Raw genomic sequence first — 12,343 nt, forward strand, 5'->3', positions numbered from 1 at the left:
TTCCTTTCTAAATCCTATCCTTGAGTTTTTCCACAAAAAGGTAGGCTGCTGGACAGAAAAGCGTATTTTTGATAGTCAGATGATTAATCTGATAGATTTTCTTACGATCCGTGTGAGGAAAGGCTGCACAAGCCTTGGGGCGGACATCATAGATGTCACAGAGATTATCAGGTCCCAAAAATGGACAAGGCATAGACTTGAAGACCTTGTCACCATCCTCATCTACTTGCAAGTACATCTCCTCGAATGCAGGTAACTTCATGCGAAAATGCTTGGCAATACGAGTAATGTCCTGCTCTGTGAAGTCTGGGCCTAGTGTCTTACAACAATTGGCACACTGGACACAATCAATCTCCTGAAAGACTTCATTGTGTACCTGCTGAACAATCTTATCTAAATTTTTAGGGGCTTTCTTCTTGAGCTGTGCTAGAAATTTACGGTGCTCCCCCTGCTTTTGACGTGCCAATTCCTCGTAACGTTTGACATCAATAGTCTGTGACATGTGTTTTCTCCGATAATTTATAATTCTGTCATCTATTATAGCATAAAAGAAATAGAGCCTAGCTTGAACTAGACTCTATGTCAATTACATCGATACGATTCGACGATAGGAACGAGACGTTAGGGCAAAAACCAAGACATAGGCTAGGAAGAAGACCCCACAAACAATGATAGTGACCACTAACATAAGACTTGGGTTGAAAACCCCAATAATACGCACAATCAAACTGAGCATATGATAGGCAAAGGCCAAGTGAATAAAGGCAAAAATCAAAGGGAGGAAGAAGACCGTAAGAACTTGCTTACGAATGGTTTGCTTGACTTGAAGGTCGTCCAACCCAATCTTTTGAAGAATAACAAAACGCTCACGATCCTCATAACCTTCAGAAATCTGTTTATAGTAAATTACAAGAACTGTGCCCAGCATAAAGATGATGGATAAAAAGATACCAATAAATAAGGTTCCACCAACAAAGCCATTTAGCATCCCTTCTGTATCATATTGGCTATTAGCAGTGAGGTAAGACTGAGAGACACCAGTAGTTTGTCCAGCTAACTGTTGTGTTTCTTTATCTGTCATTTGGTCTAGCAAATCTGAATTTTTCTTGGCATCATGTGTAGGATCTTTGACGTTAACACCAACATAGGTAGCTTGAGTGGTTGCTGTTCCTTTGACACTTTCTTTAAAATCATCCATATCAGGAACAACAAGATAGTTATACTCAGAAACTATGATTGTAAAGATATTGGGTACTTTACCCTTAATAAAGTCATTAATGTCATCCTGAATCTGGTAGGTTTGACCATTGAAAGACAAACTCTTTTGATCCTTTAATATTTTATTTTTAGTAAATAAACCAACTTGGTTTGAAGCCAAATTGAGGTCTTTACCTGTCAATTGTTTATAAGTAGCTTGTGAGAAGACAAGAAAAATTGATTTTGGCAAAACTTTTCTTTCATTCTCAGGAAAGATGGTTAGCTTATTTTTTTCTTGTTCTTTGATACCAAAGTAGAGGTAAGTTACTTCTGCTTTTTCATTTACCTGATTTCCCGACTGTGCTAAGAAATCATCCATAATCTTCTCTGTGCTTGTTAAATCTACATTCGTCCCTGTAACTGAGTAATCATGTGGAGCAACACTCGCTATATAGTCTTTTTTTCCAGCATAGATACTTGCAGCTCCTACAAGCGTCACCAAAACCATACTTGAGAGGATAGCAATAGTCGCCAGACCAACTGCATTTTTCTTCATCCGAAAGACAAGGTTGGAAATGGAAATCATATTATTAGGCTTGTAATAGTAGCTTTTCTTCTTTTTCAAGAGTTGCAGAACGACTGTTGTCCCGGCATTGAAGAGAAGATAAGTTCCTAGAATAACCAGTAAAACAGCAAGGAAAAAACTCATAATAGCCGTTACTGGATCCTTAACAGAGAGAGCAAGGTAGTAACCATACCCCATAGCCCCAAGCCCCAAAAAGGTTTGAATAACTAGGAAACGTCCCTTTTTTTCACCCTTAAGGCCATCTTTAGTTAATTGTAAAGGATTAAGCCGTAGCAATCGGAAACCATTTATCAAAACCAACAAACTAAAAATACAAGCAAAGATGACAAGAACAATAGGAATTGTCATTACTTGAAAGGTCGAAACCAAACCAGTACTTTCACCGATAAGCCTTTGAAGAAAAGCATAAATGAGTTTATCGAATAGTGCCCCAACACCAATACCTAGAAGCAGAGTCACAAAACCCAAAATCACCGTTTCTTTTAGAATCATACTAAAGAGATGACGTTTCTCTAAGCCTAGCACACTATAGAGACCAAGCTCCTTTGAACGATTTTTCATGACAAAGCTGTTGGCATAAAGAACAATAATTCCAGAAGATAGGGCGACAATTCCAAGTCCCATACCCAAAACCGCCTTGATAGAATCTGCCCCAGTTAAGTCATCCAGATGTGGATTAAGCGTTAAAGATGTAAAAATATAGGTAATGGTAATAGTCAGAATTGTTGCTAAAGCATATGGATAATAAAGCTTACGATTTTTTATGAGATTGGACAAAGCCAGTCTATTGGTCAGAAGAAACATATTAGTTCACCTCACTTGCCATTACTGTAAGTGTATCGGAAATTTCTTGGAACATTTGATGTTCAGACTTATCACCTTTGAAGATTTGATTATATAGAATACCATCCTTAATGAATAGAACACGCTGTGCACGACTGGCAGCCGCTGTCGAGTGAGTTACCATAAGAATGGTCTGACCACTGGCATTGATCGCATCAAAGACATCCAAGAGAGCTGCTGAAGATTTGGAATCCAGGGCACCTGTTGGCTCGTCTGCTAAGAGGATTTCTGGTTTAGTGATGATTGCACGCGCAACCGCAACCCTTTGCTTTTGTCCACCTGAAATTTCATAAGGGTACTTCTCTAGCAAGGAATGAATTCCCAATTGACGACTGATAGCTTCTACTTGTGTCATCATTTGCTTAAGTGGGCGTCGAGAAAGGACCAAAGGTAGTAAGATATTATCTTTAACAGATAGGGTATCCAAAAGGTTAAAATCTTGGAAAACAAACCCTAATTTTTCACGACGAAAACTGGAAGCATCCTTATTTTTGATGGTTGCTGTGTCCATACCATTAAGATAGACACGCCCTGCTGTTGGTTTATCAAGCATGGCAAGGATGTTGAGCAAGGTCGATTTTCCTGAGCCGGATTCACCCATGATTGCAACATAGTCACCCTTTTCAACTGTAAAATGGATATCTTTAAGGGCTTCAACCTGATTTCCTTTGAAACGTGTTTTATAGATTTTTTTAACATGTTGAACATCTAGTAACGCCATAATAAGCTCCTTTATTTAATAGATTTGGAAGAGATTTTAGGAACCTCTTACTTAACTTCTGATACCATTTTATAGAAAAAGCAAGGTCTCAACCATAACCCTTGCTTTCATTTGTGGTCATATTTCTTACACTTTTGTAAGTTATTAATCAATAGCTAACTTCTGCTTTTGAAAATGAATGGAGACTGTGGTTCCTTGGCCTACTTGGGAGCTAATACTAATATCATGTCCAAGCTGATCAGCAATTTTCTTAGAAAGATAGAGACCTAACCCAGAGGACTGCTGAGTCAGTCGACCATTGTAACCTGAAAAGCCACGCTCAAAAACCCGTAGAATATCACTATTTTTAATACCAATCCCAGAATCTTTAAGATGAAGCCCGTTATCTTTGAAGTAAATTTCAATACCACCGCTTTTTGTGTACTTCAAACTATTTGACAAGACCTGCTCTATGATAACCAAGAGCCATTTTTCATCTGAAACGACCTTAACATCTAAGTCATGTAGATTAATAGTCAATCCTTTTTGAATAAAGAAAAGACTATGTTTTCTAACAACTTCTTTAACCAAGGGTTCTAATGTAACCTGCCTCAACTGCAAATCATCATGAAAATTCTCTAAACGCAAATACTGCAAAACCAAATTGGTGTAAGAATCAATCTTGAATACCTCTTGCTCCAAGAGAGCCCTCGTTTTACTATCTGTAACATCCCCTAACAATAATTGACTGGCTGCTATTGGCGTCTTGATTTGATGCACCCAAAGGGTATAGTAGTCCATCAAATCTGTATAGCGCTTGCGCTCCTCCTCAGTCTGAACCATTTGACTCTCCTTAGCATTTTCCAAGGCCTGAGCTAGATAAAACTCTAAAGGACTTGATGGTGTCATTTTCTCATAGAGATAGGCTAAGTTATAAGACTGATAAGAGGTAACCAAGTCCCAAATAACTATGATGACAGCCACAAATGTCAGTATGGTCAAGGCATAATGAAGAATGTCTGCTGCCTCTTCAAATAAAAAGGCAAACAAAACCAAGATGATTCCATTAAAAATAAACAAAAGATAGAAAGGTAGACGAGACCTAATCTGATATTTGACAAATTGACGCTTATCCATCATGACGCAACCCGTAACCGACACCTTTCTTGGTTCCAATAAAGTCCTTCAAACCAACTGCCTCTAACTTCTTACGTAAACGTGCCACATTGACAGACAGGGTATTATCATCAATAAAGAAGTCACTGTTCCAAAGCTCCTTCATGAGGTCTTCCCGACTAACGATATTTCCAGCATGGTCGAAGAGAACTTGTAAAATCTGAAACTCGTTCTTGGTCAAAGAAACGACTTCTCCCTGATAAACCAGATCCATAGCCTTAAGATTCAGAATCACACCCATATATTCCAAAAGACTCTGATCCTTTCCAAACTCATAAGATCGGCGCAAAAGCCCTTGAATTTTTGCCAAGAGAACATTTTGGTCAAAGGGTTTAGTCACAAAGTCGTCCCCACCCATATTGATTGCCATAACGATATCCATGGCCTGATCTCTGGAAGACAAGAACATAATAGGCACCTTGGAGACCTTACGAATTTCCTGACACCAATGATAACCATTAAATAGAGGTAAACCAATGTCCATAAGAACCAAGTGGGGCTCTACTTTTACAAAAATAGATAATACTTCCATGAAATCTTCAACAAGAACAACTTCGTAACCCCACTGTTCTAGCATTTTTTTGACTTGTTGACGGATAACCTCGTCGTCCTCCACTAATAAAATCTTATGCATAACTCTACCTCTTTCATTTCCCACTATTATAACAGAAATGCTATAAGAAACGACCATTCTCAGCAAATCTTACAATAATGTTAGATTGAATTTTCCAACTTTTAAAATAGTGCGTTTTCATAGGAAAAATCCTTTGAGTCTTCAAAGAAAATATAGTATTATAATAGAGTTGATGTTGGTTTATCATCAACCAACGACAGCTTCATCGAACAATGAGAAGATTACTTATTTATGTCACGAATTGGCGTGACGTTTCTACAAGGTGCCGTAACACCTAACAATAAGTAAGTCATAAAGTCATCAAAAGATTTTACCGTCTTTTTGTGATTTTAAAGGCTTGCTTTGCAGGCCTTTTTCTGTTATTCGATTGGTTTGATCTTTGTCAGAGTCTCAATGGAATCTGAGAAAATCAAAATACACTTTAGTTTTATTTTTTATAGGAGGTAATATGAAATTACTGGAAGACCGCATTCTCAAAGATGGGAATGTCCTTGGGGAGAACATCCTCAAAGTTGACTCTTTCCTTACTCACCAAGTGGACTTTGATCTCATGCGTGAGATTGGAAAGGTCTTTGCTGAAAAGTTCAAGGATGCAGGCATCACCAAGGTGGTGACTATCGAGGCATCTGGTATTGCTCCAGCCCTCTATGCTGCTGAGGCTTTGGATGTCCCTATGATCTTTGCTAAGAAGGCTAAAAATATCACCATGAATGAAGGGATCCTCACTGCTGAGGTTTACTCCTTCACTAAGCAGGTGACTAGCACTGTCTCTATCGCAAGCAAGTTCCTCACTCCTGAAGATAAGGTTCTCATCGTTGATGACTTCCTAGCTAACGGCCAAGCTGCCAAAGGCTTGATTCAAATCATCGAAGAAGCTGGCGCACACGTCGAAGCGGTCGGTATCGTTATTGAGAAATCTTTCCAAGATGGTCGTGCCCTTCTGGAAGAAGCTGGCTACCCAGTTGTTTCACTTGCTCGTTTGGATCGTTTTGAAAATGGTCAGGTCGTATTTAAGGAGGCAGACATCTAATGCAAAACAAAGAGAAACATTCGCAGGCGGCGGTCCTAGGACTGCAACACCTACTTGCCATGTACTCGGGATCAATCCTGGTTCCAATCATGATTGCTGGAGCCTTAGGGTATTCAGCTCATGAATTAACCTACTTGATTTCAACCGACATTTTCATGTGTGGTGTAGCAACCTTCCTCCAACTTCAACTTAATAAATACTTCGGTATCGGTCTTCCAGTTGTTCTTGGGGTTGCCTTCCAGTCAGTAGCACCACTTATTATGATTGGTGAGAAACACGGTAGCGGTGCTATGTTTGGTGCCCTTATCGTTTCAGGGATTTATGTTATCCTCGTTTCTGGCGTCTTTTCAAAAGTGGCCAATCTCTTCCCTTCTATCGTTACGGGATCTGTCATCACTACTATTGGTTTGACCCTCATCCCTGTGGCTATCGGAAATATGGGAAATAATGCTGATAAGCCTACTGGTCAAAGCCTCTTCCTTGCAGCTATCACCATTCTCATCATCCTTTTGATTAATATTTTCACTAAAGGATTTATCAAATCCATCTCAATCTTGATTGGTTTGGTTGTCGGTACTGCCATCGCAGCAAGCATGGGCTTGGTTGACTTTTCACCAGTGGCTGCGGCACCTATTGTCCACGTGCCAACACCATTCTACTTCGGGGTACCTAAGTTTGAGTTGTCATCAATCATCATGATGTGTATTATCGCTACAGTGTCTATGGTTGAATCAACTGGAGTTTACTTGGCCCTCTCTGATATTACCAAAGAACCACTCGATAGCACTCGCCTTCGTAACGGTTACCGCGCTGAAGGTTTGGCTGTTCTCCTTGGTGGACTCTTCAACACCTTCCCATACACTGGTTTTTCACAAAACGTTGGTCTTGTGAAATTGTCAGGTATCAAGACTCGCTTGCCAATCTACTATGCAGCTGGTTTCCTTGTTCTTCTTGGACTCCTTCCTAAGTTTGGTGCCTTGGCTCAAATCATCCCAAGCCCAGTCCTTGGTGGCGCTATGCTTGTTATGTTCGGTTTTGTTTCTATCCAAGGGATGCAAATCTTGGCACGTGTTGATTTCGCCAACAACGAACACAACTTCTTGATTGCTGCGGTATCAATCGCTGCAGGGGTTGGTCTTAACGGCAGCAACCTCTTCAACAGCCTACCAAATGCTTTCCAAATGTTCTTCTCAAACGGTATCGTCGTTGCAAGCTTGCTTGCCATCGTCCTCAATGCCATTTTGAACCATAACAAAAAAGAAAAATAACACAAGAACACCTGAGTCGCTTGACTTAGGTGTTTTGTCATGCAATAAAACAGATTGAATCCAAGTCATATCTATAGTACAATGAAAATATAAATGTTTGAAAAATTAATTTAGAAAGGAAAACAGAATGCACGAAACACATTCTCTCCGTGAGCGATTCCTTGTTTTCTTCAAGATTTTTGTGCCCATACTGATTTATCAATTTGCCAACTTTTCGGCAGCCTTTGTGGACACTACCATGACTGGTCAATACGATACCCTGCACTTGGCGGGGGTAGCCATGGCAACGAGTTTATGGAGTCCTTTTTTCACCTTTTTAACAGGTATCGTCTCTGCCTTGGTTCCTATTATCGGACACCATCTAGGGGCAGGTCGCAAGGACCGAGTGGCACCTGATTTCTATCAATTTCTTTATATGGCCTTGGGCCTATCACTTATCCTTTTTGCCCTCGTTTTTCTGGGGGCTCCCTTGGTTTTGAATCATTTAGGATTAGAACCTTTGGTCAGAAAGGTAGCCCTTGGTTATTTACGCTTTTTGAGTCTTGGTATTATTCCCCTCCTACTCTTTAGCGTGGTTCGCTCCTTCCTTGATGCGCTTGGACTCACACGCCTTTCCATGTATCTCATGCTTCTGCTCCTACCTCTCAATGGTTTCTTCAATTTCCTCCTCATCTATGGCATTGCTGGTTTACCAGAGTTAGGGGGAGCTGGAGCTGGGCTTGGAACTTCATTGGCTTACTGGGCCCTTCTCCTTATTTCCATCTCGGTTATCAGAAAGCATAAAAAGATTAAGCCCTACCACATTGAAAAGATTCAACCCCTTGATAAAGCAGCTCTGCTTGACGCCCTTAAACTAGGTCTCCCTATTGGTGGAACGGTCTTTGCGGAAGTCGCCATCTTCTCTGGTGTTGGTCTGGTTATGTCTAAGTATCCGTCACTAGTGATTGCTAGTCACCAAGCAGCCATGAATTTCTCAAATCTCATGTACGCCTTCCCTCTCAGCATTTCCAGTGCCATGGCTATCATTATTTCCTACGAATTTGGGGCTAAACGCATGAATGCGGTCAAGAGCTACAGCAAGCTGGGACGATTGACAGCCCTAGGATTTTCTATCTTTACCTTGATTTTCCTCTATTTCTTGCGCTATGATTTAGCAGAACTCTACGGCCATGAACCTGAGTTTTTGAGAATGACGGCCGTTTTCATGACCTATAGCCTCTTCTTTCAAGTGGCGGATGTCTTTGCGGCTCCACTTCAAGGAATTCTGCGTGGCTATAAGGACACCAAAGTCCCTTTCTATCTCGGTGTCTTGTCATACTGGGGCATGACTTTCCCTGTTGGCTACCTTCTTGAAAAAGTCGCTGGACTGGGTCCATATAGTTACTGGATTGGCCTGATTGCCAGTCTTATCGTCAGTGGACTTTGTTACCAATGGCGCCTAAATAGAATCGTCAAACGCTACGAATCACAACTTTGATATCCCTGAAGCAGTCTTGTCAGACTGCTTTTTCTATACTCAAATCTCGATAATACAGAAAAAAAACTCCTGCATATTGAAAACAGATAGACTGTTATCAATACACAGAAAGCTTCTTTTGATGAGTGATTAATTATATTCAGATTTTCCTGACCTATTACCAAACTGGATGCATTAATGAAAACATAGATGTTTAATATTGAAAAAAGTATCACAGAGACCAGCTGGATCAACTAGGGCACCATAAATCATGACTAAACCACAGAGAGCTAGGAAATGATAAAAATAAACTACCTTCTCCCCTGTTTTAGGAAGTAAAAGAAAAGACCAGAACCACAAGACACAAATGGCTATTAATATGATTAGTTTATTCATCCATTCCATAATAATCTCCGTCACAAAGGTTTCGCACAATAAAATAGTCCTTAGGACTATCTGAATGTTATCACAAAATCTAACAAGCGCTGTCATTACTTCTTAAGGAAATATCTTAGTATTCTCTTGCTAGTCTTGTTTTGGTAAGTTAAGACATATAAAATCATATTGGGAGGTTGGGAAGACTCATTATTACGTAAAGTACAATAATGTTTACAGACGCCAAAACCAGCAAAAGCCAAGGAGAAGGACACATTTACACTTGTCAGATTTCTCACTATTATAGTGTACTATTTTTTTATTTGAAACGTAAAACAATTTTGCCTAAATTGTTAAAAAATGTAATGAAAGGTCACTTTTTTGTCCTGAATGGTTAGGTTACATATCATGTTAGGTTTAAAAGGCTTTCATCTTATTTACATCTTCTTCTGTCATGAAAAAAGAGGTTAGAACCAAGGGGAACCAACCTCTTTTTAGTAAGTAATATCATTCCTTCAGAATACCTAATCAATCCACTTGATCAAGCAAGTAAGCATAGCCCTCTTTTGCCATGTCAGCTTTAGGAACAAATCGCGTTGCTACACCATTGATACAGTAGCGTAAACCACCTCTATCACTTGGCCCATCTGGAAAGACATGACCTAGATGAGAATCACCCACACGACTACGTACCTCAATACGATCCATATTGTGCGAATGATCTTCCTTATAGTTGGCTACCTCTGGGCTTATAGGGCGAGAGAAACTTGGCCAACCACAGGCCGAATCAAACTTGTCCTTGGACGAAAAGAGTGGCTCACCAGTCGCCACATCAACATAAATCCCAGGCTCAAACTGATTCCAAAGCGGACTCGTAAAGGCCCGTTCTGTTCCATTCTCCTGAGTCACAGCGTAGGCTTCTGGACTCAAACTTTCCTTAAGCTCCTGCTGATTTGGCTTGTGATAAGCACTAGCATCAATGACAGGACTAGCTGCCTGATTGACATTGATATGACAGTAGCCATTAGGATTTTTCTTGAGATAATCTTGATGATAATCCTCAGCAGGAATAAAGTGTTGGAGGGGCAACAATTCAACCGCCAAAGACTGACCGTATTGCTCAGTCATTTCTTGGAAAACTTGCTCGATAATCGATAAATCATTTGTATCCGTGTAGTAGACACCCGTACGGTACTGAGTTCCCACATCATTGCCCTGTTTGTTTTTACTCAGAGGATTGATGATACGGAAGTAATGTAGCAAAATCTCACGCAAGGACACCTTGCTAGCATCATAGGTCACCTGAACCGTTTCAGCGTGACCCGTCTGACCGATAAGCTCATAGCGAGTCGTCTCGCTACGGCCATTGGCATAACCCGAAACCGCATCAAGCACACCAGGCACACGTGAAAAATACTCCTCAACACCCCAGAAACAGCCACCAGCAAGATAAATCATATGATTATTTAGATTTGACATTTTTAACACTCCCTTCAATAGATACTTTCATCTCCACGCCTTAAGTGTAACGCTTTTGAGAAGATTTCGCACTTATAGTGACTTGAGGGAGAAAAAATCCCATCACATTGTGATAGGATTTTATGTTTATTCCATTTCGAAGCTTTCGCTCTTAATCTTATCTGGTAAGACGAGAGACAAGAGAATACACAAGATGGCTGGTATCAACCATGGCAATGATGCTCCTGACAATGGTAGGAAGTTAATAAGGGCATTTAGTCCTGCAAGCTTGAACTGGCTGCCAAGCACGCTAAGCAAGGCAATCAGCGTTACTACCGCAACTGTAACCTGCATACCAGGTTTAGACAAGGCCACGAACTTGTTGGCAATCACAATCATGACAATCGTAATCGTGATTGGGTAGAGAATCAAAAGCACTGGCACTGAGAAAGCAATGATATTGTTAAGTCCCAAGTTGGCAATCGCAAACCCAATCAAGGTAAAGAGAATGGCGTAAGCCTTGTAGGATACTTTCGGAAATGCCTTGTGGAAGAATTCTCCTGTCGCAACGATAAGTCCTGCAGTTGTTGTGAAACAAGTCACTGTCACCATGATAGCTAGGAAAATCTGAGCAGCTGGTCCAAAGATAGCTTGTGTGGCTTGTGACAAGACGCTAGCACCAATATTGGCATCTTTTGGTAGGCCTGCCACTTGGAGTGGGAAATGATTGCCCAAAAAGGCTAGTCCCAAATACAAAGCACCAAAGAGAAGCGTCACTACAAAACCAACGACCCAAATGGTAGAGATATACTCTTTCTTAGATTTAAAGCCTAGTTGGTTGAGAGTGACTACTGCCACTACACTGAAGGCCACAGAAGCTAAGGCATCCAAGGTGTTGTAGCCTTCCAAGAATCCCTTACCAAATGCAGAAGCTTGATAAGCTTGGCTAGCTACCTGAGGACTGTGAGCACCGTATTTAAGTGCTCCTGCCACAATAACCATAACAATCATAATAGCAAAGACAGGTGTTAAGATACGTCCAATACTATCTAGAATTTTAGATGGGTTCATGGCAATCCAAAGTGCTAAAGCAAAGTAGATTACGGTAAAGACAAAGAGCCAAAGGCTGGTATGTCCACTGCCAATCAAAGGCGAGAAGCCAATCGAAAAGGCTGCTGCTGCCGTTCTAGGAATGGCAAAGAAAGGACCAATAGACAGATAAAGGACTGCCAAATAGACTAGGGCAAACTTAGGCGAGATTTTTTGTGAAATCTCATGAATGTACCCCTTAGGATTTAGGGTCCCAATCACCAGCGTTAGGATGGCAATACCAATACCTGATAGGACAAACCCTGCAATCGCAGGCCAAAAATGACCTCCAGATTCAAAGCCTAGCTGAGGCGGAAAGGTCAGATTTCCGGCTCCAAAGAACATACCAAACAACAATAAAGCTGTAAGGCCTCCTTTTTTTAACATAAGTTTCTCCGATCTAAGACAAACAAGATATCATCTCAAAAAAGATAACTTGTTTATTACTATTTTAGTCAACTTACTTAGTATGACATGATTAGTTTGGAACTTCAAGCTATTCAGACTTATTAGGAAAGGTTTTTAAAATTG

At 40.5% G+C, this 12,343-nt stretch carries 10 protein-coding genes and 1 riboswitch; of the genes, 3 read left to right on the forward strand and 7 right to left on the reverse strand.

Annotated elements, in window-relative coordinates:
* Positions 1-7: 7 nt before the first annotated feature.
* From PCY16_RS08715 to PCY16_RS08735, 5 genes are all read right to left on the reverse strand, one after another.
* Complete coding sequence (locus PCY16_RS08715) at positions 8-502, reverse strand: YkgJ family cysteine cluster protein (protein WP_004182309.1); 495 nt, start codon at positions 500-502, stop codon at positions 8-10.
* Between the two features lie 84 nt (positions 503-586).
* On the reverse strand, positions 587-2,587 hold the full coding sequence (locus tag PCY16_RS08720) for an ABC transporter permease (protein ID WP_060971956.1): 2,001 nt from the start codon (positions 2,585-2,587) through the stop codon (positions 587-589).
* Between the two features lies 1 nt (position 2,588).
* Positions 2,589-3,347, reverse strand: coding sequence for an ABC transporter ATP-binding protein (locus PCY16_RS08725; RefSeq protein ID WP_060971957.1), 759 nt, complete (start codon positions 3,345-3,347; stop codon positions 2,589-2,591).
* A gap of 144 nt (positions 3,348-3,491) precedes the next feature.
* On the reverse strand, positions 3,492-4,463 hold the full coding sequence (locus PCY16_RS08730) for a sensor histidine kinase (RefSeq protein ID WP_060972012.1): 972 nt from the start codon (positions 4,461-4,463) through the stop codon (positions 3,492-3,494).
* Positions 4,456-5,136 carry a response regulator transcription factor gene (locus PCY16_RS08735; protein WP_060971958.1) on the reverse strand — a complete coding sequence of 227 codons (681 nt, stop codon included), beginning with the start codon at positions 5,134-5,136 and terminating at the stop codon, positions 4,456-4,458. The genes PCY16_RS08730 and PCY16_RS08735 overlap by 8 nt, the downstream gene beginning before the upstream one ends.
* 205 nt (positions 5,137-5,341) lie before the next feature.
* Positions 5,342-5,437, forward strand: a riboswitch (purine riboswitch).
* A 147-nt stretch (positions 5,438-5,584) separates the two neighbouring features.
* On the opposite strand from PCY16_RS08735, the gene PCY16_RS08740 reads away from it, so the two are divergent.
* The 3 genes from PCY16_RS08740 (at position 5,585) to PCY16_RS08750 (ending at position 8,911) form a co-directional block, all read left to right on the forward strand.
* Positions 5,585-6,166, forward strand: coding sequence for a xanthine phosphoribosyltransferase (locus PCY16_RS08740; RefSeq protein WP_004182304.1), 582 nt, complete (start codon positions 5,585-5,587; stop codon positions 6,164-6,166).
* The gene (locus PCY16_RS08745) at positions 6,166-7,434 is read left to right on the forward strand and encodes a nucleobase:cation symporter-2 family protein (RefSeq protein WP_060971959.1); all 1,269 of its coding nucleotides are present in this window, start codon (positions 6,166-6,168) and stop codon (positions 7,432-7,434) included. Before PCY16_RS08740 ends, PCY16_RS08745 begins: the two co-directional genes overlap by 1 nt.
* 127 nt (positions 7,435-7,561) lie before the next feature.
* Positions 7,562-8,911: an MATE family efflux transporter gene (locus tag PCY16_RS08750; protein ID WP_195413931.1), complete on the forward strand. Its 1,350-nt coding sequence runs from the start codon at positions 7,562-7,564 to the stop codon at positions 8,909-8,911.
* 882 nt (positions 8,912-9,793) lie between these two features.
* Here the strand turns inward: PCY16_RS08750 and msrB are convergent.
* Entirely contained in the window at positions 9,794-10,744 is a 951-nt protein-coding gene (gene msrB, locus PCY16_RS08755; RefSeq protein WP_195413932.1) for a peptide-methionine (R)-S-oxide reductase MsrB, read from the reverse strand.
* 126 nt (positions 10,745-10,870) lie between these two features.
* Positions 10,871-12,199: a branched-chain amino acid transport system II carrier protein gene (gene brnQ, locus PCY16_RS08760; protein ID WP_037601016.1), complete on the reverse strand. Its 1,329-nt coding sequence runs from the start codon at positions 12,197-12,199 to the stop codon at positions 10,871-10,873.
* Positions 12,200-12,343 lie beyond the last annotated feature (144 nt).

Source organism: Streptococcus sp. SS4, from assembly GCF_030440125.1.
Classification (GTDB): domain Bacteria; phylum Bacillota; class Bacilli; order Lactobacillales; family Streptococcaceae; genus Streptococcus.